Source organism: Ornithinimicrobium sp. (genome assembly GCF_030537745.1).
In the GTDB taxonomy this organism is placed as follows: Bacteria; Actinomycetota; Actinomycetes; order Actinomycetales; family Dermatophilaceae; genus Ornithinicoccus.
On record NZ_JAUNVI010000022.1, the window covers coordinates 1 to 23410 of the forward strand.

At 67.8% G+C, this 23410-nt stretch carries 18 protein-coding genes, 1 tRNA gene and 1 pseudogene; 11 read left to right on the forward strand and 9 right to left on the reverse strand.

Annotated elements, in window-relative coordinates; all coding sequences use genetic code 11:
- Positions 1–309: hypothetical protein (locus Q4P07_RS06595; protein ID WP_303374110.1), on the forward strand; the 309-nt coding region annotated here is incomplete at its 5' end.
- A 342-nt stretch (positions 310–651) separates the two neighbouring features.
- On the opposite strand, the pseudogene Q4P07_RS14345 reads toward Q4P07_RS06595, so the two are convergent.
- From Q4P07_RS14345 to argS, 3 genes and pseudogenes are all read right to left on the reverse strand, one after another.
- Positions 652–915, reverse strand: a pseudogene (locus tag Q4P07_RS14345) (Rho termination factor N-terminal domain-containing protein); the annotation flags it as partial.
- A 134-nt stretch (positions 916–1049) separates the two neighbouring features.
- Positions 1050–2030 (reverse strand): homoserine dehydrogenase, encoded by a 981-nt coding sequence (locus Q4P07_RS06600; protein WP_303374111.1) that lies wholly within the window; start codon positions 2028–2030, stop codon positions 1050–1052.
- Positions 2027–3691 carry an arginine--tRNA ligase gene (gene argS, locus Q4P07_RS06605; RefSeq protein ID WP_303374112.1) on the reverse strand — a complete coding sequence of 555 codons (1665 nt, stop codon included), beginning with the start codon at positions 3689–3691 and terminating at the stop codon, positions 2027–2029. The genes Q4P07_RS06600 and argS overlap by 4 nt, the downstream gene beginning before the upstream one ends.
- 116 nt (positions 3692–3807) lie before the next feature.
- Here argS and Q4P07_RS06610 point away from each other — a divergent pair.
- From Q4P07_RS06610 to Q4P07_RS06640, 7 genes are all read left to right on the forward strand, one after another.
- A tRNA-Arg gene (locus Q4P07_RS06610) sits at positions 3808–3879 on the forward strand.
- A 163-nt stretch (positions 3880–4042) separates the two neighbouring features.
- Positions 4043–5473: an aldehyde dehydrogenase family protein gene (locus Q4P07_RS06615; RefSeq protein ID WP_303374113.1), complete on the forward strand. Its 1431-nt coding sequence runs from the start codon at positions 4043–4045 to the stop codon at positions 5471–5473.
- Positions 5474–5570: 97 nt separating this feature from the next.
- Positions 5571–6593 (forward strand): ABC transporter ATP-binding protein, encoded by a 1023-nt coding sequence (locus Q4P07_RS06620; protein WP_303374150.1) that lies wholly within the window; start codon positions 5571–5573, stop codon positions 6591–6593.
- On the forward strand, positions 6590–7426 hold the full coding sequence (locus tag Q4P07_RS06625; RefSeq protein WP_303374114.1) for an ABC transporter permease subunit: 837 nt from the start codon (positions 6590–6592) through the stop codon (positions 7424–7426). The genes Q4P07_RS06620 and Q4P07_RS06625 overlap by 4 nt, the downstream gene beginning before the upstream one ends.
- Before the next feature lie 134 nt (positions 7427–7560).
- Positions 7561–11418, forward strand: coding sequence for a multifunctional oxoglutarate decarboxylase/oxoglutarate dehydrogenase thiamine pyrophosphate-binding subunit/dihydrolipoyllysine-residue succinyltransferase subunit (locus tag Q4P07_RS06630; RefSeq protein ID WP_303374115.1), 3858 nt, complete (start codon positions 7561–7563; stop codon positions 11416–11418).
- Positions 11419–11506: 88 nt separating this feature from the next.
- Positions 11507–12568 carry a GNAT family N-acetyltransferase gene (locus Q4P07_RS06635; protein WP_303374116.1) on the forward strand — a complete coding sequence of 354 codons (1062 nt, stop codon included), beginning with the start codon at positions 11507–11509 and terminating at the stop codon, positions 12566–12568.
- A gap of 41 nt (positions 12569–12609) precedes the next feature.
- Positions 12610–13281: a GDSL-type esterase/lipase family protein gene (locus Q4P07_RS06640; protein ID WP_303374117.1), complete on the forward strand. Its 672-nt coding sequence runs from the start codon at positions 12610–12612 to the stop codon at positions 13279–13281.
- Positions 13282–13310: 29 nt separating this feature from the next.
- Here Q4P07_RS06640 and pheA read toward each other — a convergent pair whose 3' ends face one another.
- From pheA to Q4P07_RS06670, 6 genes are all read right to left on the reverse strand, one after another.
- Entirely contained in the window at positions 13311–14246 is a 936-nt protein-coding gene (pheA, locus tag Q4P07_RS06645) for a prephenate dehydratase (RefSeq protein WP_303374118.1), read from the reverse strand.
- Between the two features lie 57 nt (positions 14247–14303).
- Positions 14304–15731: a sugar transferase gene (locus tag Q4P07_RS06650; RefSeq protein WP_303374119.1), complete on the reverse strand. Its 1428-nt coding sequence runs from the start codon at positions 15729–15731 to the stop codon at positions 14304–14306.
- A 240-nt stretch (positions 15732–15971) separates the two neighbouring features.
- Complete coding sequence (locus Q4P07_RS06655; protein ID WP_303374120.1) at positions 15972–16571, reverse strand: low molecular weight phosphatase family protein; 600 nt, start codon at positions 16569–16571, stop codon at positions 15972–15974.
- A gap of 29 nt (positions 16572–16600) precedes the next feature.
- On the reverse strand, positions 16601–17080 hold the full coding sequence (tsaE, locus tag Q4P07_RS06660) for a tRNA (adenosine(37)-N6)-threonylcarbamoyltransferase complex ATPase subunit type 1 TsaE (protein ID WP_303374121.1): 480 nt from the start codon (positions 17078–17080) through the stop codon (positions 16601–16603).
- Positions 17077–18258, reverse strand: coding sequence for an alanine racemase (gene alr / locus Q4P07_RS06665; RefSeq protein WP_303374122.1), 1182 nt, complete (start codon positions 18256–18258; stop codon positions 17077–17079). The genes tsaE and alr overlap by 4 nt, the downstream gene beginning before the upstream one ends.
- Positions 18255–19394 (reverse strand): 3-isopropylmalate dehydrogenase, encoded by a 1140-nt coding sequence (locus Q4P07_RS06670; protein WP_303374123.1) that lies wholly within the window; start codon positions 19392–19394, stop codon positions 18255–18257. The genes alr and Q4P07_RS06670 overlap by 4 nt, the downstream gene beginning before the upstream one ends.
- Positions 19395–19470: 76 nt before the next feature.
- Here Q4P07_RS06670 and leuC point away from each other — a divergent pair, with 76 nt between their 5' ends.
- The 3 genes from leuC to leuA all read left to right on the forward strand — a co-directional run bounded on the left by leuC (position 19471) and on the right by leuA (position 23409).
- Complete coding sequence (leuC, locus tag Q4P07_RS06675; protein WP_303374124.1) at positions 19471–20886, forward strand: 3-isopropylmalate dehydratase large subunit; 1416 nt, start codon at positions 19471–19473, stop codon at positions 20884–20886.
- Positions 20886–21485: a 3-isopropylmalate dehydratase small subunit gene (gene leuD / locus Q4P07_RS06680; protein ID WP_303374125.1), complete on the forward strand. Its 600-nt coding sequence runs from the start codon at positions 20886–20888 to the stop codon at positions 21483–21485. Before leuC ends, leuD begins: the two co-directional genes overlap by 1 nt.
- Before the next feature lie 169 nt (positions 21486–21654).
- On the forward strand, positions 21655–23409 hold the full coding sequence (leuA, locus tag Q4P07_RS06685; protein ID WP_303374126.1) for a 2-isopropylmalate synthase: 1755 nt from the start codon (positions 21655–21657) through the stop codon (positions 23407–23409).
- Position 23410 lies beyond the last annotated feature (1 nt).

The following is a 23410-nucleotide window of genomic DNA, read 5'->3' on the forward strand; positions in this document are numbered from 1 at the left end:
ACGGCTGCGACGACCGCCGCCGTCCTCATCGTCGTCGAAGCCCGCACCGCCACGTTGTTGCTGCTGCTGTTGCTGCTGACGCTGCCCGCCCTGGCCCTGCTGCTGACCAGAGTCACGCTGACCGCCCTGCTGCTGACCCTGAGCCTGCTGCTGCTGCTGACCAGAGTCACGCTGCCCGCCCTGGCCCTGCTGCTGGGCGGAGTCACGCTGGCCGCCCTGCTGCTGACCCTGGCGGCTCTGGCGCTGGTTGCCCTGCTGGTGACCACCCTGCTGACGTTGCGGGGACTGGTCGGTCGAGGCCTCGCCTGACTGCGTCCGGCCAGCGCTCACGTCCTGGCCACCCTCGTCCTGCGCACCCGCCTCTCGGGCGCGCGGGGCGCCCGCGCCAGCGCCAGCGCGGCGACTGCCGCGTGAGCGCTGGGCACTGTTGTCGCGGTCGGCCTGGGCTTGGTCGAGCGCAGCCTCCAGGTCAGCTGGCGCTGCGGTCGGTTGCGTCCCGCTTGGCTCCGGCGGGCCCGCGTGGGAGCCGGAACGCTGCCGCCCGGAGGGCTGGTCAGTCGCGGAGCCGATGTTGCTGCTGGCGCGACCACTGCTCCCGGCACGTCGCGAGTTATCGCGTGGGGCAGAGCCGCCAGCACCCTGGCTTCGGATGGCAGAGACCAGATCGGCCTTGCGCATCTTGGAGTCGACGGTGATCCCCATGCCGGAGGCGAGCTGCTGGAGCTCGGCCAGGCGCAGGGTGCTCAACGAACCGGTCTTGGTCGCGGCGTCGGTGATCTCAGTCACGAACTTGTCCTTCCCCCTCTGCCTGCGAACGTGTCCGAGCAAGGGGCCTGGGTGTGGTTCTAGCGCATCTTGCGCAAGAACGGGGGGTGATCCACGGACTACGACCTGGCCGACGACCACAGGTGACATGGTGAGTCAGGGGGACGTCAAGGAGCGTCAGTCCGTAGGGATTGGCTTCGGAGTCGACCGTATGATCCCATCTGGTCGCGAAGCGCCTTCACGATAACACGCACCGGCCTCAACTCCGGTCAAGGGTGAAGGCCTCAGACGCGTCGTGCAGCACGGAGGATGTCGGCCAGCACTGCCGACGCGGTCTCCTCGCCGCCGGCACCCGCCCCCTGCAGTCGCAGGGGTCCGGCCGACTCCGCATCGATGATCACCACGTTGGCGCCTTCCCTCGCCAACGCCAGCGCGTCGTCCTGCGGCAGGGCTACTGGCCGGACGGCGATCTCCACGCGTGGCCTCTGCGAAGTGCCCGACCGCCAGGCGGAGGCGACGAGCTTGATGACCTTGCCCATCCCCGTGGCGTTATGGAAGTCGATGTCGGTCAGCCCGGTGATCCCCTGCACTCGGACATCGGCAAGAGTCACCGGGATCCCCCATGCGGTGCGCGCCAAGATGACGATCTTCGCCGCCGAGTCCAGGCCCTCTAGGTCCTCGCTCGGGTCAGCCTCCAGGTAGCCCAGGTCCCCAGCGCGGCGAACGGCCTCATCGAAGGAGACCCCTTTGCGCGCCACCAGGTCGAGGATGTAGTTGGTCGATCCATTGACGACGCCCGAGATCGACCGGATCACGTCCCCGGCCAGTGCTTCACGCACCACCGCCATGACGGGGATGGCTGCCATGACGGCCGCCTCGTAGTCCAGGCCGACGCCGCACTCCGCGGCCAGCACCTCCAGCTCGAGGCCCTCCCTGGCGATCAGCTGCTTGTTGGCTGTCACGACCTGAGCGCCGGCGCGCATCGCCTGCTCGATCAGACCCCGGGCAGGCTGGAGACCGCCCATCAGCTCGACGACCACGTCTGCCCTGGCGACGAGTCCTGCAGTGTCCTGCGTGAGGAGCTCAGGATCCAGGCCTTCTCGGGGCTTGGTCACGTCGCGGACCGCGACGCCCACAAGTTCTAGTGGTCTACCGAGCCGTTCGGTATAAAGATCTGCTCTCGTCAGCAGCAGGCGAGCGACGGCAGCGCCGACGGTGCCAGCGCCCAGGACTGCGACCCGCACCGGTCGCGCAGCGGCGTTCACATCCGCTCCGGTGCCGAGACGCCCAGGAGCCTCAGGCCGTTCTCCAACACCTGCCGGGTGGCATCGTTGAGCCAGAGCCGCGTGCGGTGCAGGTCGGTGATCTCCTCCTCGACCGTCATCGGTCGGACGCGGCACTCGTCATACCACTTGTGAAAGCGACCGGCCAGCTCCTCGAGGTAGCGCGCCACCCGGTGCGGTTCGCGCAGGTCCGCAGCCTGGGCAACCACGCGCGGGAAGTCACCCAGGACCGCCAGCAGCGCCGCCTCGGTGTCGTGCGTGAGCAGCGCCGGCTCGAAGCCGTCAGCGCGGCGCACGCCGTCCTCTCCGGCGAGGCGTGCCACGTTGCAGGTGCGGGCGTGCGCGTACTGCACGTAGTAGACGGGATTGTCGTTGGTGTGGCTGGCCAGGAGGTCCAGGTCGATGTCGATGCTGGAGTCGGCCGAGCTGCGCGTCAGGGCGTAGCGGGCCGCATCCACGCCGACCGCTTCCACGAGGTCCTCCAGCACCACGACGGTGCCGGCACGCTTGGACATCCGCACCGGGCGGCCGTCCTTGACAAGGTTGACTAACTGCCCGATGAGGATCTCCAGGTTGACGCCCGGCTCGTCACCGAAAGCCGCGCACATTGCCATCATCCGCTTGACGTAGCCATGATGATCGGCGCCGAGCATGATGATCGCGCGATCGAATCCGCGCTCTCGCTTGTCAAGGTAGTAGGCCAGGTCTCCGGAGATATAGGCCGGCGACCCGTCGCTCTTGATGACCACCCGGTCCTTGTCATCCCCATAGTCCGTGGTCCGCAGCCACTGGGCACCGTCGGACTCGAACATCACGCCGAGCTCGGTGAGCCGATCCACCGCACGTCGGACCGCGCCAGACTCGTGCAGCGAGTTTTCGTGGAAGTAGACGTCGAAGTTCACGCCAAAGTTGCGCAGCGACTCCTGGATCTCGTCGAACATGAGGTCGACGCCGACCTGGCGAAAGACCTCTTGCGCCTCATCGGCAGGCAGATCGAGGCCGTCGGGTCGGCGACGGAGCACCTGCGCCGCGATCTCATCGATGTAGGCCCCCGCGTAGCCGTCCTCCGGAGCGGGTTGACCCTGCGCCGAGGCCAGCAAGGACCTGGCGAAGCGATCGATCTGAGCCCCGTGGTCATTGAAGTAGTACTCGCGGGTGACCTGCGCGCCGCTGGCCTGCAGGATCCTGGCCAGCGCGTCACCGAGCGCCGCCCAGCGGGTGCCCCCCAGGTGGATCGGGCCGGTCGGGTTGGCGGAGACGAATTCGAGGTTGATGTTTTGGCCGGCGAGCGCAGTGCCCTGCCCGTATGCCGCCCCCTCCTCGACGATCGTGCGTGCCAGTCCTCCCGCGCTCGCGGCGTCGAGGGTGATGTTGAGGAAGCCAGGGCCGGCGATGTCCACCTTGCTCACGCCGGCTACGTGGCGAAGCTGCTCGGCCACGATCTCCGCGAACTGGCGCGGCGGCATACCGGCGCTCTTGGCCAGCTGCAGCGCAATATTGCTCGACCAGTCACCGTGCTCTCGCCCCCGGGGTCGCTCCACCCGCAAGGACTCCAGGTCTGGAACCTCCAGAGCCAGGTCGCCGGCGGCAACGGCGCCGGTGAGGACAGCATGCAGAGCCTGCGCGAGTTCTTTGGGAGTCACCCGGACAAGTCTATGCGGGCCGACATCGCGTGCCGGACGAGGTGGAATGCGGCGGCCCGCGCCTACGGATCTGGGGTCAGGACCTGCCCTGTCCGGCTGATACAGTTTTTGCTGTTGCCCCCGTAGCTCAGGGGATAGAGCACCGCCCTCCGGAGGCGGGAGCGCAGGTTCGAATCCTGCCGGGGGCGCAACGCAGAAGTTCGTGGACGGTCGAGCAACAGCACGTGGACTCGACGAGGTGGCAGATGACACGGTCCTCGCCCCGTCGGCCTCGAACGCTTGACGAAGCAGGGCGCGCGGTTGCTTAGCGTCGTCCCTGGCTCGTCTGACTCCAGGCGTACGGTGAGGCACATGAGCGCGACGACCCATCCCTTCATCGGCGGCGCCGTCGTCGCCGTCACCGACACCTACGACAACGTCGACCCGGCGGACGGCAGCGTCCTGGGTGCGGTCGCCCGCAGTGGCGCCGACGAGGTCGACCAGGCGGTGCAAGCTGCAGCCACCGCACAGCCGGGCTGGGCCAACACCCTGACCGAGAAGCGTGCCGACGCCCTGGCTGCGCTGGCCGACCTGATCGACCGGGACCGCGAGCAGCTCGCCCGCACCGAGTCCGAGGACACTGGCAAACCGATGGCCCAGGCGGTCACCGACGCCACCGTCGCCGCGCGCTACTTCCGCTTCTACAGCCGCGTCATTGAGTCCTACTACGGGCAGAGCATCCCGCTGGGACCGGACACCCACGTCTATACGCGCCGCGAGCCCTTCGGTGTCGTCGGCAGCATCGTGGCCTGGAACTATCCGCTCCAACTCGCCTCCCGCTCCATCGCCGCCGCCACCGCCACCGGCAACGCCATCGTGCTCAAGCCCGCGGACGAGACCCCACGCACCGCCGTCGCGCTGGCCCGACTCGCCATCGAGGCAGGGATCCCGGCGGGGATCGTCAACGTGGTCCCCGGGCTCGGCGTCGAGGCCGGAGCGGCGCTGACCGCTCACCCCGGCATCGCGCACCTGGGCTTCGTCGGGTCCGCCGCCATCGGCTCGTTGGTCGCCCACGCTGCCGCGGACCGTGTCGTCCCCACCGTGCTGGAGCTCGGCGGAAAGTCGGCGCACGTCGTCTACGCCGACGCCGACCTGGATCGGGCGGCCGAGTTCGTCACCAAGGGCATCCTGCAGAACGCGGGTCAGACGTGCTCGGCCGGATCCCGACTCATCGTCCACGAGAGCGTGCGTGCCGAGCTGGTCGCGATGCTCGCCGATCGGTTCCGGGCGACCTCCCTGGGCCGAGGCTCGGAGGACCCCGACCTGGGGCCGCTCATCTCCCGCAAGCAACAGGACCGCGTGCGTGGGTATGTCGAGGGAGCCTCCTCCGGCGAGGTCGTCGTCGGAGGTGGTGCGCCGCAGGACGAGTCGCTGACCCAGGGCTCCTACTGGCTACCGACCCTCATCGACGACGTGGACCCCGCTTCCGTGATCGCCCAGGAAGAGGTCTTCGGTCCCGTCCTGATCACGCTGCCGTTCACCGACGACGACGAGGCCGTCGCGCTGGCCAACGGCACCGACTACGGCCTGATCTCGGCGATCTGGACCAAGGACGTGAGCCGCGCCCATCGGGTGGCGACCCAGATCCAGTCGGGACAGGTATACGTCAACACTTATGGAGCGGGTGGCGGCGTCGAGCTGCCCTTCGGCGGGTTCAAGCACTCCGGCTACGGGCGGGAGAAGGGCGTCGAAGCCCTGGATGCCTTCACCCAGACCAAGACCGTCGTCATCCATCTGGGATAGCCGACCGATGCGACGCTCCCCCTTTGGACGGAGCCCGATCTCCGGCCAGGGGTGGAGGTCTTCTGGCCTGCAGTTTGCTTGACTCACACCTATGACCATGACAGACCCCGGGCCGGGCACGGGGCTCAGCATCCGAGGGCTCACCAAGACCTTCGCCGACCTCAAAGCCGTTGACGACCTCTCCTTCGAGGTCTCCCCCGGGAGGGTCACCGGCTTCCTCGGCCCCAACGGGGCAGGCAAGACCACCACCCTGCGCATGCTGCTGGGGCTGATCCGGCCGACCGCCGGGGAGGCACTCATCGGCGGGCAACGGTATGTCGAGCTCGACCGCCCTCTGGAGACGGTCGGCTCGGCGTTGGAGGCAACCGGGTTCCACCCGGGCCGCTCGGGCCGTGACCACCTGCGCGTGCTCGCCGCCACCCATGGAATCTCGGACCGTCGGGTCGACGAGCTGCTCGAGCTGGTCGGCATCCCGGCAGCCGCTCGCAAGCGGGCTGGCGAGTACTCCATGGGCATGCGGCAACGTCTCAACCTGGCTGCAGCCCTCCTCGGTGACCCGCACGTCCTGATCCTCGACGAGCCAGCGAACGGCTTGGACCCCGAAGGCATCCGTTGGATGCGCGGCTTCCTGCAGCACCTGGCTGGCGACGAGGGCAAGACGGTGCTGATCAGCAGCCATCTGCTGAGCGAGGTGGAGCAGACCGCCGAGGATGTGATCATCATCGCTAACGGCCATCTCGTCCGGCGCGGAACGATGGAGGAGATGCACGGCGACCCGGCCGCACTGGTCCGCACCTCCGACACCGCGCGCTTGTCCCAGGCCCTGGCTCGGGCCGGCTTCCCAAGCGAGCCGGGCGACGGACCTGACGCACTCCGGGTCTTCAGCGGAGACCTTCACCAGGTGGGTGAGATCGCCCTCGCCGCTGGTCTGCCCGTGCATGAGCTGCGGGTGCTGCGCACTGACCTCGAGCGCCTTTTCCTGACTCTCACGGAGTCACCCGAGCACGCCAACCGCAACCGGGGCGCCACCAGCCTTTCGACTGGGCCTCACCCACCGCCACCGCCAAGCCAGGCTCCCCCCACCGACCTGTCGACCCACGAGGGCGAGGCCACCCGATGATCAACCTGATCCGCGCGGAGCTGCGAAAGTACACCAGCACCCGGCTGTCCTGGTCGATGCCGCTGGCGATGGCCGTCCTCGGGGGCATCTTCGCGGCGCTCCAGGGTCTCTTCCTGGTCGTCATCGGAGAGATCCCCACCCAGGACGGGAGCGTCATCCGGCCTGCCGAGAACTTCAGCGACCTGATGCTGGCGCGAATGGTCTACTCCGGCGGCATCCAGATCGGGTACTTGCTGGCGCTGGTCCTGGGGATCCTGGCGATGAGCGGCGAGTTCCGCCACAAGACGATCACCTCCGCCCTGTTGGCCGCCCCCCGACGTGGGCAGCTCATCAGCGCCAAGGTCGCCGCCCTGGTGCTGGTGGTCCTTCTCAATGCGCTTGCTTTCATCAGCGGCAGCCTCCTCGGCGGCGGAGCCATGCTCGCGGTGGGCGACGCGGCACTCTTGCCTGAGCCTGGGTTGCTCCTGGGCACGCTGGTCAGGATGGCACTCGTCCTGGTGCTCTGGGGGCTGATCGGCTTCGGTCTAGGGGTGCTGATCCCCAACCAGGTCGTCGCCCTCTTCGTCGGCGTCGGGATCACCCTCCTGGTGGAACCTCTGCTCGGTTACGGACTGACGTTCGTGGAGCAGATCAAGGATGCTGCGAAGTTCTTCCCGAGCCAGGCAAGCATGTCCACCCTCGACCTGTTCGCCGGCGTGGACCAGGACACTGCGCAGCAGCTAGGTTCGGCCGACCCGCTCACCTGGTGGGTGGCAGCGCTGACGCTCCTGGCCTACGCCACCGTCATGACGCTCCTGGGATGGTTCGTCACCACCCGCCGCGACGTGGGCTGATCCTTCACCCCACCTGGCCGACACCCTGAGACCGAGGTCACAACTCCTCTGCTCACCGGCTAGGCTTGACACATAGGTGTGCGACGACTGCACGCATAGGTACAGGTCCCCGGACTGAAAGAGGCGCAAGGCCAGTGGCCAACCCCACGAGCAGCGACCAGACCCTCGCCGACTTCGGAGCCAATGAATGGCTCGTCGAAGAAATGCGAGAGAGATTCGATGAGGATCCGACCTCAGTCGACCCCACCTGGCGAACGTATTTTGAGGATCACGCGCTGAGCAGCAATGACGGCGGCGCTGCCCCTGCGAGCGCGACGCCCGACGCCACTCCTGCGCGACCGCCGGTTGCGCCCGCGCCCCGGGTCGCACCGGCAACCCCCAGGGCAGGAGCGCAGGTCGCGCCTGCGCCGCCCCGGGAACCCCAGGCTGCTCCCGCCCCCAAGGCTGCTCCCGCGGTCAAGGCTGCCCCTTCAGCCGCGCCAGCGAAGCCACCTGCCACCGCCCAGAAGGCGACCACGCCCAGCGCCGGTGCTCCGCAGAAAGCGAGCACGACCAAGGAGACTCACGTGTCCCGGGACACCCCCACCGCCAAGAAGGCCGGTCCTCAGACTGAGGGCGTGCGGACCCCGTTGCGGGGTGCCGTTGCGCGGGTGGTGACCAACATGGAGTCCAGCCTCGAGGTGCCCACCGCCACGAGCGCACGCAACCTTCCCGCCAAACTGCTCATCGACAACCGCATCGTCATCAACAACCATCTGGCCCGCTCCCGGGGCGGGAAGGTCTCCTTCACCCATCTCATCGGCTACGCCATGGTCCGGGCTGCCAAGAAGATGCCGGAGATGAACAACTCCTTCGACCTGGTGGAGGGCAAGCCCACCCTGGTCCAGCCAGCCCACATCAACTTGGGCCTGGCCATCGACGTGCCCAAGCCGGACGGCACGCGACAACTGCTCGTGCCCAACATCAAGGGTGCCGAGGCGATGTCGTTCTACGACTTCTGGGCCGCCTACGAGGAGGTCGTCAAGAAGGCTCGGGACGGAAAACTGACGATCGAGGACTTCGTCGGCACCACGATCTCCCTGACGAACCCCGGTGGCATCGGCACTCTCCACTCAGTGCCTCGGCTGATGAAGGGCCAGGGCACGATCGTCGGCGTCGGCGCCCTCGACTACCCCGCCGAGTGGCAAGGCGCCTCGCCCGAGCGCATCGCCAGCAACGCCGTCAGCAAGATCGTCACCCTGACCTCGACCTACGACCACCGCGTCATCCAGGGCGCCCAGTCCGGCGAGTTCCTCCAGACCATCCATCAACTGCTGCTCGGTGCCGACGGGTTCTACGACAACATCTTCCGGTCCCTGCGGATCCCCTACGAGCCGATCCGCTGGGCGCCGGACATCACGGCGACTCACGATGACGACATCTCCAAAGCCAGCCGGACCCAGGAGCTCATCCGCGCCTACCGCGTCCGCGGTCACCTGATGGCTGATACGGACCCGCTGACCTACGTCCAGCGCCGGCATGAGGACCTGGCGATCGAGAGCCACGGCCTCACGCTGTGGGACCTCGACCGAGACGTGGCCACCGGCGGCTTCGGCGGCCAGCCCCGTCTCACCCTGCGCAAGATCCTCGGCATCCTGCGCGACTCCTATTGCCGCACCGTGGGCGTGGAGTACATGCATATCCAGGACCCCACCGAGCGGGCCTGGTTCCAGGACAAGCTTGAGGCACCGTTCGAGAAGCCAGCGCCCTCGGAGCAGCTGCGCATCCTCCGGCGACTCAACGCTGCCGAAGCCTTCGAGACGTTCCTGCAGACCAAGTTCGTCGGACAGAAGCGTTTCAGCCTAGAGGGTGGCGAGTCCGTCATCGCGCTCTTGGACAAGGTCCTGAACCAGGCTGCGGACGACGGCCTGGCAGAGGTGACGATCGGGATGCCGCACCGTGGCCGCCTCAACGTCTTGGCCAACCTGGCGGGCAAGTCCTACGGGCAGATCTTCCGGGAGTTCGAGGGCGCGGCGCCCGCGCACTCAGCTCAGGGCTCAGGGGACGTGAAATATCACCTCGGCACCGAGGGTGAGTTCGTCACGGATCACGGCCAGACCACCCGTGTCTACCTGGCGGCCAATCCTTCCCACCTGGAGGCGGTCAATCCGGTGCTGGAAGGGATCAGTCGGGCCAAGCAGGACAAACTGGAGTTGGAGACCGGCATCAACGAGTATCCGGTCCTGCCCGTGCTCCTGCACGGCGACGCGGCCTTCGCCGGTCAAGGAGTCGTCCTCGAGACCCTGCAGATGTCGCAGTTGCCCGGCTACCGCGTCGGGGGCACCATCCACGTGGTGGTCAACAACCAGGTCGGGTTCACGACGGCGCCGCAAGACTCACGCACCTCGGTCTACTGCACCGACGTAGCGCGCGCGGTGCAGGCTCCGGTCCTCCACGTCAATGGCGACGACCCGGAGGCTGTGGTCAGGGTGGCCGAGATCGCCTACGACTACCGCCAGACTTTCCACAAGGACGTCGTGATCGACATGGTCTGCTATCGGCGTCGGGGTCACAACGAGGGCGACGATCCCTCGATGACGCAGCCGCTGATGTATGACCTCATCGACGCCAAGCGATCGGTGCGAAAGCTCTACACGGAGTCCCTCATCGGTCGTGGTGACATCACTGTGGACGAGGCCGAAGAAGCTCTGCGCGACTACCAGAAACAGCTCGAGCAGGTCTTCATCCAGACCAAGAAGGCGCTGAAGGGCGAAGGTGACGGCACGGGAGGACTCGAACGCCCCCAGTCCCAGAACGAGGGCGACGTCCAGACCCGGCAGCGCCCGACCGCGATCACCTCAGAGATGCTCCAACGCATCGGCGACGCCTTCGTCGATGTGCCCGAGGGCTTCACCGTGCACCCGAAGCTGGCCAAGCTGCTCACCCACCGCCAAGAGATGACCCGCGAGGGCGGCATCGACTGGGCGATGGGCGAGCTGATCGCCTTCGGTTCCTCCCTCATGGACGGCACGCCGGTCCGACTCTCCGGACAGGACTCACGGCGTGGCACCTTCGTGCAGCGCCACGCCGTCCTGACCGACCACGAGACGGCCGACACCTGGACCCCGCTGCAGCATCTGTCGGCCGACCAGGCCTACTTCCAGGTCTACGACTCGCTCCTGTCGGAGTATGCCGTCATGGGCTTCGAGTACGGCTACTCCGTCGAGCGGCCCGACACCTTGGTCCTGTGGGAGGCCCAGTTCGGCGACTTCGCCAACGGTGCGCAGACCATCGTGGATGAATTCATCTCCTCCTCGGAGCAGAAGTGGGACCAGCGTTCCTCGATCGTGCTCCTCCTGCCGCACGGCTATGAGGGTCAGGGCCCGGATCACTCCTCGGCGCGCATCGAGCGTTATCTGTCCCTGTGCGCAGAGGACAACATGATCGTGGCCTATCCCTCGACCCCCGCGTCCTACTTCCACCTGCTCCGCAAGCAGGCTCTGGCCCGCCCGCGCAAGCCGTTAGTGGTCTTCACGCCAAAGGCCATGCTGCGACTCAAGGCTGGCGCGAGCGCGCCGGAGGACTTCCTCAGCGGCACCTTCGAGCCGGTGCTCGCCGATCGCGCCGACCTGGACAGGTCGGCCGTCGATCGGGTCCTGATCGCTTCCAGCAAGCTTGTCTACGACCTTGAGGAGGAGCGTCGAGCCAAGGAGGACACCGCCACCGCCATCATCCGTATGGAGCAGCTGTATCCCGCGCCTGGTGCCCAGTTGGCTGCGATCACCAAGGAGTACCCGAACGCCGAACTGGTGTGGGCGCAGAACGAGCCTGCCAACCAGGGAGCCTGGCCGTTCATGGCGCTCAACCTGCCACAGGACTTGGCGCAGCATGGGGAGACCCGCCCGTTGCGGCTCGTCTCCCGCCGCGCCTCAGCCGCCCCTTCGACGGGTTCGGGCAAGGTGCACACCCTCGAGCAGGAGACTCTGCTGCACGAGGCGTTCGCGCGAGGCTGACCTCTGAAAGTCCCTTCTGGGGTCCCTCGCGCATCGCGGGAGGGACCCCAGAGTGTGTCCAAAGCGACACCCTTGGCAAACTCTTCCCATGAACTACGCCGGAGCCGGACCTACCCTGCCCACCGGATACCAGGCCTACGCGCCCGGACCCGAGGATGTCGACGACCTGGTCCGCTTGCTCAGCCGCCACCAACGCGAGGCCAGGGGGTGGCCGGGCGCGGACAGTCTGAACGTCGAGGCCGAAGTCACCGGCCGAGGCGCCAACACCCATCTGCACGAAATCGTGCGAGACCCCCAGGGCACCGCCCGACTGTGGATCTCCTGCCACGACCGTGCGGCCGGACGTGTGCTCGCCGGCGTCACCGTCGACCCTCGCCTGCGTGACTCCGAGGCCGATCCTCTCGCGGGCTACGCCTTCGCGCGGGTGGAAGACCTGGGTCGTGACGTGCTCCAGGCGCGAGGTATGGAGCGCACGCAACTTGACTCTGGCGCCTTCGCCGACGACCCCCGGCAGCAGCGTTGGCTTCGGGAAGCGGGCTACACGCACGTCCGGGACTGGTGGCAGATGGTCCGGCCGGTCGACCCTGCGCGGGACAGCGTGGCGGAGCAGCCTGCGCTCCGGGACGGTGTGGTGATCCGGCGGGTCCGGCGCGATGACGGCGTCGGGCTGCCGGACGCCACCGATCTGCACGACGTGCACCTGGTGCTGGAGGAGTCGTTCGCGGACCACTTCAACTCCTACCGGGAGACCTTCGAGGAGTTCGTCAGCAGACTGCGCGAAGACCCCGGACACCGCTGGGACCACTGGTGGCTCGCGACGGTGGACGGTCAACCAGCCGGCGCGCTCGTCGCGGTCACGGTGCCTGGCTCCCTCGACGAGAACGACGTGGCCGGGCCGGACTCGACCTATATCGACTATGTCGGCGTGCACCGACGGGCCCGCGGACGTGGCGTCGCCAAGGGCCTGCTGCGCACCGTCATCGCGGACGCGGCTTCTCGCCACCGGGCCTCGGTCGCGCTGGAGGTCGATGCGGACTCCCCGACGGGAGCGCACGGCCTGTATCTGTCGCTGGGGTGGAGCACGGCTTACACCACCCAGTCCTGGCACCGAGACCTGAGCCTCGCCGGATCTGAGACGGTCGCGGGATAACCTGATCGGGTGCACCTGACCGACCGAGAGGCAACCACGACGTGAGCACCGCAGGACGAACCGATCCCGCCGGCCTGGAGTACACCCCCAGCGCAGAATTCCACGTGACTGGTGGCGATGGTCTGCGCGACATCGGACTGTGCTTCATCGGTGACGGATTCGTGGCCGGGTACGGCGACCCCAAGGCGCTGGGCTGGGTGAGCCGCGTCGTCGGTCGGACCGACACCACTGACGCGGAGCTCACGTCATACAACCTGGGCGTGCGCGGCAGCAGCTCGGCGGACACCATGAACCGTTGGCGCGTGGAGTGCCCACCACGGTGGGCGGGGCGCTCAGAGCGACGGCTAGTCGTGGCAACAGGCGCCGAGGACGTCGCCCAGGGCATCACTACAGCACGCTCCAGGCTCAACCTGGCCAATGTGCTGGACGAGGCCAGTTCCACCGGGATCGCCACCTTCGTGGTCGGCCCGACGCCCACGCTGGACGCCGAGGTCAATGACCAGCTGCTGGTCCTCAAGGCCGCCCAGGCTGACGTCTGCCAGCGGCGCGAGGTCACCTTCGTGGACTGCTTCACGCCTTTGGTCACACACGACCAGTGGCAGTCAGACCTCGCAGCCGGCGACACCCACCACCCCGGCCAGGCTGGCTACGGCCTCATCGCGTGGCTGGTGCTCAACGGTGGCTGGCAGCAGTGGCTGCGGCTGCAGGAGTGAGGTTGCCGGAGCGAGGCGGCAAGCCGAACTCAGGTGGTGAGTCGCTGGACCCACTCCCGAGCCTCGACGTAGGTCTGGTCACGAGCGTGCGCGGGCACCAACACTAGGCGCCCGTCCGCTCGGGGATAGCTGCCGAGAAAGCGCACGTCGCGGCAGGTGCGACGGAGCCCGACCAGCGCCTCCTGCATACGCGGCTCGTCAAGGTGCGCGTTCGCGTCGATCCAGAAGCAGTACTCCCCCAGCCCCTCACCGGTTGGGCGGGACTCCAGCCGAGACAGGTCGATCCCGCGGACCGCGAACTGGTCTAGTAGCGCCAGGAGCGCGCCCGGACGGTTGGCCCAGATCCACGTCACCAACGTGGTGCAGTCGCTCCCGGTCGGTGCTGGGACCGGCGCTCCGACGCGCAGGACCACGAACCGGGTCACTGCTCCGGGCCGGTCGGCGATGTGCTCGGCCACCGGCACCAGGCCATAGGCCTGCGCGGCGCCGGGTGCCGCGATGGCGGCGTCGTAGAGGCCTTCAGAGACCGCCTGCGCGGCCCGTGCCGTCGATGACTCCGGCACCACTTTTGCGCGGGGCAGCGAACGATCCACCCAGTTCCGGGTCTGGGCAGCAGCGTGCGGGTGGGTGGCGAGGGTCGCTCGCTCCCGCAGGTCCTCCAACGAGGTCCCCGGTCGGGTCAGCAACGAGAACTGCACCTGCACGTGCACCTCGGCACCGATGCGGACCCCGTCGACCCCGCCGTCCAACAGCGCCTGGAGCGTGGCTGGCACGGAGCCCTCGACGGAATTCTCGAAAGGCACCACGGCGACGTCGACGCGCCCCTCCCGCAGGGCCGCGATCGCCGCGGGGACGGTGGGTGCATCGATGGTCTCGGCGCCAGCACCAGCCAGACCTTCGCTCCACTGGCGGGCCGCCTGCTCGGTGAACGTTCCGGGGGGTCCGAGATAAGCGATGCGGGTCACGAGGGCACAGTATCGCCTGCGCTGGGGGCACTGATCCGCTGGCGGTGCACGGTGCCGTCAGTAGGCGCCGTGGGGGTCTGGCTGGATCACCACCTGGGCGGTGCGCCACATGATCATCAGATCGAGCACCGGCGTCCAGTTCTCCACGTAGTAGAGATCAAGACGGACCGCCTCCTCCCAGGAGAGGTTGCTGCGCCCGCTGATCTGCCACAGACCCGTCATGCCCGGCTTGACCAGCAGCCGGCGGCGGACGTGCGCCTCATACTCGGCGACCTCACGAGGAAGCGGCGGACGTGGTCCGACCAGGCTCATGTCGCCGACCAGCACGTTGACCAGTTGCGCGAGCTCGTCCAGGGAGTACTTGCGCAGGGCGCGACCCACCTTGGTCACCCGAGGGTCCCGGTGCAGCTTGAAGAGAGGACCTGCGCCCTCGTTGGCGGCCAGCAACTGCGGAAGTCTGGCCTCGGCATCGACCACCATGGTCCGGAACTTCAGCATCCCGAACGAGTTGCCGTCACGGCCCACGCGCTCCTGCCGGAACAGCACCGGCCCGCCATCCTCGAGCTTCACTGCGATCGCGACAGCCACCAGGACAGGGCTGAGCACGATCATCGCGATGAGCGCACCCACCCTGTCCAACAGTCCCTTGGCCACCAGAGCTGGACCCACAAAGGTCGGAGCTTCGACATGGATGAGAGGCAGTCCCTGCACCGGCCGGGTAAGGACCCGCGGGCCGGCCACGTCCATGATGCCGGGGGCGACCACCAGATCGATCTTGGTGCCCTCCAGCGCCCACCCGAGTCTGCGTAGCCCGGTCTGGCCCAGCCCGGTGGAGGAGGAGATCGCCACGACGTCCGCGCCGAGGTCGACCGCCTTGAGCAGCACATCGGTCTCGGGTCCGAGGATCGGCACTCCCTCGATCCAGCCGCTCGTGGCGGTATCCACGCAGGCACCGAGCACGTTGTAACCGGCATCAGGAGCCCGGCGCAAAGCGACGACGAGACTGGCCACATGCTCTCTGTCACCCACGAGCAGCACCCGGTCCGACAGTTCGCCGGCACGACGCCTGGAGACCAGCCACCGACGCGCCGACCACCGGCCGGCAAGCAAGAAGAGAGTCCCGAGCGGAAAAGCCAGAATGACGTAGCCGCGGGCGAAGTCGAGCTTGAGCGCGAAGGCCGTGATGGCTAGCGCGGCGAAGAGCCAGGTCGAGGCATGGAAGACCTGACGGTACTCCTGGACGCCATGACCAACTAAGCGCCCGTCGTAGGCGTTCTGCAGGTGCAGGGCCGTCATCCACCCCAGGATCAGTGCAGCGGACACGGCCGTGTAGCTCAGTGCCCCGACGTGGGTGCCCAGGGAGGTCGAGCTGCTGCCGAACCGTAGGAACTGGGCCCCCAAGACCGACAGCATCACGGTGAGCAGGTCAAGGAGGCGAAGACCACGCAGGTAGGGCGTGAGATAGGCCCGCGACCGAGTGGCCACGCGTCGATTGCCGTTCAGCCCCGCGTCTCCCCGCAAGAATGCAGGCACCGCGAAAGGCGCGGGTGTCGCCACCTCACGTGCCCGGAACCCCAACGGGTCACGTGCTACCTCTACGGACGTTGTCACTCGATCCCCATCAGCCCAACCACCGGCGTGCCTGGCCGAGGCGACCAGGCACTTTACTCTTTCTTTACCTTTGCAGAGTAGCCACTCTCTACCGTTCCGTCCAGCAGTGGGTCGTTATTTCCGTCCCGGACCGTCCACCGCACCCAACGCCAGGAGCACGGGCGGCAGCGCCGTGCTCACCTGATCGCGCATCTGCGCGTAGATGTCGTCGGTACGTCTGAACGGATCGATGACGTCGAGCTCGTCCGGATCGGCGGGCGCGTGGTGCCCCCGCAACGCCCGTGCCCGGCTCGCGAGTGCGCTGACCCGGTCCTGCGGGTCCGCTTGCAGTCGGTCCTGACCGGCGGCCCCTCCGGCCTGGACCAGGTGGGCCAACTCGCGCAGCGTGAACGCATACTTCAGTGCCTTCGGCCACAGTCTGACGACCTGTGAACGATGGGCTCGGGTCGCCGTCAGCACGATGCTGGCGTCACGGACCATCCCGGCGGTCAACCGTCGGGCGATGAAACCCTCGGGGCTGCCTCCGAGCTCCCGCAGAATCGCCGCGGACCTCTCGTCCATCGCTTCTCCGACCAGGGCTCCGGTGCCAGCAGAGCGCACGAGCAGGGCACCGTCGCCATACCGCGCGTCCAACGCGGGCTGGATCAGCCGCTCGACCAAGGGGGATCGGCAGATGTTGCCCGTGCACACCACCAGGATCTGCGCTGCTTCCACGGCCACCACCCTACGGGGGATCCCCCGCCTCAGCTCAGGGCGGCGGCCAGCTGCGACCACCGCGGACCCACTCCGCGCAGGATCCCTGTGCGGGCCTGCTGATCGCCGTCCTCGCTGCCCGAGCGGACCAGCTCGACCTCCAACAGCTCCGGGGAGAGGTGGTCAGCCACCCCGTGTCCCCACTCGACGACCGTGACGGACTCTTCGAGAGACTCGTCCAGATCCAGGTCATCCAGCTCCGCCTCCCCTCCCAACCGATAGGCGTCGACGTGCACGAGGGACGGCCCTCCGACCAGGGACGGATGCACCCTGGCGATCACAAAGGTAGGCGAGGTGATCGGCCCACGGACCTCCAGGCCCCGGGCCAGTCCCTGCGTCAACGTGGTCTTGCCAGCGCCCAGCTGCCCGGTCAGCACGACCAGGTCACCGGGCCGCAGGAGCGAGCCGATCCGCTCTCCCAGCGCCCGGGTATCACGGTCGGTAGGCAACTCCAGCACCAGCTCGCTCATCCGTCGCCGCCGAGGTAGACACGCGGCACCCTGGGGCCGAACCGGGTGACGATCTCGTAGGAGATCGTGCCGGCCGCCTCCGCCCAGTCCTGCGCGGTCGGCTCACCATCATCGCCGGCCCCAAAGATGACGACCTCGTCTCCGGCGTGGACCGGCAGATCCCCGACGTCGATGAGGAACTGGTCCATGCACACCCGTCCGGAGACGGTGAAGCGACGGCCGCCCACCTGCACCGGTCCCACGTTGGAAGCGTGCCGCGGAATGCCGTCGGCGTAGCCCAGAGGAACGTCGATCAGGGTGGTCTCCCTGTCCGTCACGTAGGTGTGGCCGTAGGACACTCCCTGTCCTGCAGGCACCCGCTTGGTCAGGGCCACGGTCGCCGTGACCCGCATGGCCGGCCGCAACCCGAAGTCGGCTGCCGTTCCCAGGTCGGGCACGGGGGTGAGTCCGAAGACGGCGAGGCCGGGACGGACCATGTCCCAGGTCGCGTCCGGGGCGGTCAGGGTCGCCGCTGAATTGCTCAGGTGACGGACCTCCACGGCCAGGCCCGCCCGGTCGGCGATTGTCACGGCGTCGGCAAAAGCTGCCTGCTGGGCACGGACGGTGGGGTGCTCCGGCGCATCTGCATAGGCGAAGTGGGTGAAGATCCCCCGCACTCGAACGGAGCCTTCTGCCTGCCGTCGGGCAGCCTGGTCGACGAGGTCGGTCCAGTCGGTGCGCAGATCACTGGCGGCGACCGGCAGACCGAAGGCGCCGTTGCGTCCCAGCCCCGTATCGACCTTGAGCTGGACGGTAGCGGCACGGCCCAGTCCTGCGGCGGCGGCCACCACTTCCTCCAGAACCTGGGTCGAAGAGACCCCCACTTCGATGTCGGCAGCCACCAGCGGGGCAAGGTCGAGGCCCGGCGCGACCAGCCAGGTCAGGACCGGGGCATCGATCCCCGCGGTCCGCAGCGCGAGCGCCTCACTGGGCTGGGCCACGCCGAGGGCGACCGCTCCGCCCTTCAGCGCGGCGCGCGCCGAAGGCACCAGTCCGTGCCCGTAGGCGTCGGCCTTGACTACTGCCATGAGCTCAGCGCCGCCTACCCGCTCACGCAGCACCTTGACATTGGCGGTGATGGCGTCCAGATCCACGGTCACGCGAGCCGGCCACAGCGCGGCCCACTGCTCACCGGTCATGAGCGCAGGCCCGTCATCACGGTCGCCAGATCGCTCATCAAGCTGTCCTTCACGGGCGGCGCGGAGTCGTCACGGAGCCGGCTCGCGATCCGTTGCCCCAGCTCGGAGGTGTTGGCGCCCATGTCGGCACCGGCCAGCGCCGGGAGCTCGGCGAGGACAGCGGTGGTGGCCGCTTCCACCGCGGCAGCCGCCTGCCCCTCCCCGAGGTGGCCCAGCATCATTGCCATCGACAGGCAGGCACCGGCAGGGTTGGCCCAGCCCTTGCCAGCGATGTCCGGTGCCGATCCGTGGATCGGCTCGAACATGCTCGGGTGGGTCCCGACGAGGTTGAGGTTGCCGCTGGCCGCGACCCCCAGCCCACCCTGGAGCACGGCGCCGAGGTCGGTGACGATGTCACCGAAGAGGTTGTCGGTGACGACGACGTCGAAGCGCTCCGGGCTGACCGGAAGATGCATGCACATCGCGTCGACGTGCACGTAGTCCTGCTCCACGTCGGGATAGCGCTCCCCGACCTGCTCCATCACGGCCAGCCACAGCTTGCCTGCCTCCACGAGCACGTTGGTCTTGTGGCACAGGGTCAGCTTCTTGCGTCGAGCGCTGGCGAGCCGGTAGGCGAAGTCCACGGCGCGTTCTACGGCATACCAGGTGTTGATCGACTCCTGCACGGCCACCTGGGCGGGCGTGCCCGCGTGCACCGTGGAGCCACGAGCGACATACGAGCCTTCGGTGTTCTCCCGCACGATGACGAGGTCGCAGCGCTCCGGAGTCAGCCCCGCGATCGGCGTCGGCACACCGGGGTAGAGGCGAACCGGGCGCAGGTTGATCGCCTGCTTCATCGCCCCGCGAAGGGCCAGGATGATGCCGTGCTCAAGGATCCCCGGAGCGACCTTGGGGCTGCCGATCGCGCCGAAGAGGATCGCATCCTGCTCCCGCAGCGTTGCCGTGACATCGTCCGTCAGCAGTTGGCCGGTCGCCAGATAATGGTCTGCTCCCAGGGGCACCTCGACTCGGTCGGTGGCGAAGCCGAACCGCTCCTGCGCCGCGTCGAGCACCGCGAGCGCCGCGTCAATGACTTCGGGACCGACACCATCGCCGGGCAGGACAGCTAGAGAGTGACGACGCACAAGGGCCTCCATGACGTTGCGTCAAGGCTGAGCATTACAGTGACTGCATTGTGACGTACACACCGCAACCCGGAGGAAGGGGCTCGCAATGACTGCCCTGACGATGGCCGAGAAGCTCTGGTCCCAGCACGTCGTCCGCTCGGCCGGCGGCGAGCCCGACCTGCTCTATATCGATCTCCACCTCATCCATGAGGTCACCAGTCCCCAAGCTTTTGAAGGCGTGCGTCAGGCAGGGCGCACGGTCCGGCGACCGGACCTGACCGTAGCGACCGAGGATCATAACGTCCCGACCACTCTCGGTCCGGTCACCGACCTGGTCTCGCGGACCCAGCTCGAGGCACTGAAGTCAAACTGTGAGCAGTTCGGCATCGTGCATCACGAGCGCGGCCACCTCGGACAGGGGATCGTGCACGTCATCGGCCCCGAGCTCGGTCTGACCCAGCCAGGTATGACGATCGTGTGCGGCGACTCCCACACCTCGACCCACGGTGCTTTTGGTGCCCTCGCCTTCGGCATCGGCACCTCCGAGGTCGAGCATGTGCTGGCCACCCAGACGCTGCCGCTCAAACCCTTCAAGACCATGGCGATCACCGTCGAGGGGGAGCTGCCTGACGGGGTCGGCGCCAAGGACATCATCCTGGCGGTGATCAACCAGATCGGGACCGGCGGCGGACAGGGCTACGTGCTCGAGTATCGCGGGTCCGCGATCCGAGCCCTGTCGATGGAGGGCCGAATGACGATCTGCAATATGTCGATCGAGGGCGGGGCGCGAGCTGGCATGGTCGCGCCGGACGAGACCACCTTCGCCTACCTTCAGGGTCGGCCACACGCCCCGAAGGGCGCGGACTGGGACGCCGCCGTCCAGGCCTGGCGCGCGCTGCCCTCCGACGAGGGCGCGGTCTTCGACGCCGAGGTCGTCATCGACGCCAGCACACTCTCGCCGTATGTCACCTGGGGCACCAACCCCGGCCAGTCGGTCCAGCTCGGCGAGGCCATCCCCGACCCTGACTCGTTCGGCGACGACGACGCCAAGGACACGGCACGCCGAGCGCTGGAGTACATGGGTCTGGAGGCCGGCACCCCGATGCGCGAGATCGCGATCGATGCGGTCTTTCTGGGCTCCTGCACCAACGGCCGGATCGAGGACCTGCGCCTGGCCGCGGACATCTTGCGGGGCCAGCAGATCGCCGAGGGGGTGCGTCTGCTGGTCGTCCCCGGCTCGCACGCCGTCCGGCTGCAGGCCGAGGACGAGGGCCTGGACCACGTATTTCTGGACGCCGGTGGCGAGTGGCGGCTCGCGGGGTGCTCGATGTGCCTCGGGATGAACCCCGACCAGCTCGCCCCGGAAGAGCGCTGTGCGTCGACCTCCAACCGCAACTTCGAAGGGCGCCAGGGAGCTCGCGGTCGCACCCACCTCGTCTCACCCGCGGTCGCGGCCGCGACCGCGGTCCGCGGCACCCTGTCCTCCCCCGCCGATCTCAAGCTCACGCAGGTGAACCTCTGATGGAACCTTTCACCACCCACACGGGCATCGGTCTGCCGCTGCGCCGCTCCAACGTGGACACCGACCAGATCATCCCGGCCCACTTCCTCAAGCGCGTCTCCCGCACAGGCTTCGAGGACGGCCTGTTCGCGCGGTGGCGCGAAGACCCCGACTTCGTCCTCAACGACCCGATCTACGGTCAAGGAACGGTGCTCGTGGCCGGACCAGATTTTGGCACGGGATCGAGCCGGGAGCACGCGGTATGGGCGCTGCAGCAGTATGGCTTCAAGGCCGTCCTGTCCTCTAAGTTCGCCGACATCTTCCGCGGCAACTCCGGCAAGGGTGGCCTGCTCACGGCACAGGTCGAGCAGGGCGACATCGAGCTCATCTGGAAGCAGCTAGAGGCCGAGCCCGGCACCACGATCACCGTCGATCTGGTCAACCGGCAGGTCACCTGCGGCGATATCGTCGCGCCCTTCCAGATCGACGACTACGTCGCCTGGCGCCTGGAAAACGGCCTGGACGACATCTCCCTCACCCTCGCGCACGAGGACGAGATCAGTGCGTTTGAAGCCACCCGACCGTCGTGGAAACCGGTCGTGACCGCGGCCGTGGAGTAGCCCACTTGACGCGACGTCATGTTTTTCGGCTAGAGTTCCTCTCGATGACTCACCTGCTCCTCCTTCGACGCCGCAGCGAGACCTCCTAGGTCCGGCACTCGCTGCGGAGTCGTTGTTGTCCATCGGCGGACCAACCGGCACAGCCCAGCGAGGAAGATCCAGACCAGCCATGAGCATCATCACCACCAGCCCGACCGAGGGCATCATCGAGCGCAACCCCCAGCAGCCCAGCGGGATGCCGGTCCAGCGCTACACGGCATACCCAGCCGTCGACCTGCCCGACCGCACCTGGCCGGACCGGGCCATCACCTCGGCGCCACGCTGGTGCGCCGTCGATCTGCGCGACGGCAACCAGGCGCTCATCGACCCGATGACGCCCGACCGCAAGCGGCGGATGTTCGAGCTGCTCGTGCGGATGGGCTACAAGGAGATCGAGGTGGGCTTCCCCGCCGCCAGCCAGACGGACTTCGACTTTGTGCGGATGCTCATCGAGGAGGACCTGATCCCCGACGACGTGGTGATCCAAGTGCTGACCCAGGCACGCGAGCACCTGATCGAGCGCACGTATGAGTCGATCGCGGGCTGCCGGCAGGCCATCGTCCACCTCTACAACTCGACCTCGACCCTGCAGCGGCGCGTGGTCTTCCGGGCGAGCGAAGACGAGATCGTCGATATCGCGGTCCAGGGCGCGCGCATCTGCGTCAAGCAGGAGGAACAGCTCCGTGCTCGTCATCCGGACACGGACATCTACTACGAGTACTCCCCCGAGTCCTACACCGGGACTGAGCTGGAGTTCGCCGCCCGCGTGTGCAACGCGGTCATGGAGGTCTTCGTCCCGACCGCCGAGAAGCCGGTGATCATCAACCTGCCGGCGACCGTGGAGATGGCCACCCCCAATGTGTATGCCGACTCCATCGAGTGGATGAACCGGCACCTGTCCCACCGCGAGCACGTGATCCTTTCGCTGCATCCGCACAACGACCGGGGCACCGGCGTCGCTGCCGCCGAGCTGGGCTATCTGGCGGGCGCCGACCGGATCGAAGGGTGCCTGTTCGGCAACGGCGAGCGCACCGGCAACGTGTGCCTGGTCACCCTGGGCATGAACCTGTTCAGCCAGGGCATCGACCCGATGATCGACTTCTCCGACATCGAGGAGATCCGCCGCACCGTAGAGCACTGCAACCAGTTGCCGGTCGCCGAGCGCCACCCTTACGGCGGCGACCTGGTCTTCACGGCTTTCTCAGGCTCGCACCAGGACGCGATCAAGAAGGGCCTCGAGGCGCTGGAGGTCGACGCTGAAGCGGCCGGGATGCAGATCGGCGACTTTCGCTGGGAGGTTCCCTACCTGCCGGTGGACCCCAAGGACATCGGCCGCACCTACGAGGCGGTCATCAGGGTCAACAGCCAGTCGGGCAAGGGCGGCGTGGCGTATGTGCTGAAGACGGAGCACAAACTCGACCTGCCGCGTCGCCTGCAGATCGAGTTCAGCGGCGCGATACAGCAGCACACCGATACCAACGGTGGGGAGATTTTGCCAGCGGACATCTGGGCGGCCTTCGAGCGAGAGTATCTGCACCAGGGCGGACCGCTCGTCAGCAAGGAGTACACCGTCGTCCATGACGACATCCTGGACATCGACCGGATCGACGCGACCATCGTGATGGGCGGAGGCGAGCACCAGGTGAGCGGGGTGGGCAACGGACCGATCGCGGCCTACACCGACGCCCTCTCAACGGCGGGGATCGATGTCCGGGTGCTCGACTACACCGAGCACGCGCTCAGCTCGGGCGCCGACGCGGTCGCCGCGGCGTATGTCGAGTGCGCGATCGACGGTGAGGTCCGCTGGGGCGTCGGCATCCACCAGAGCACGGTGACCGCGTCGCTGCGCGCCGTGGCCAGCGCGGTGAACCGTCGGGGACGCTGAG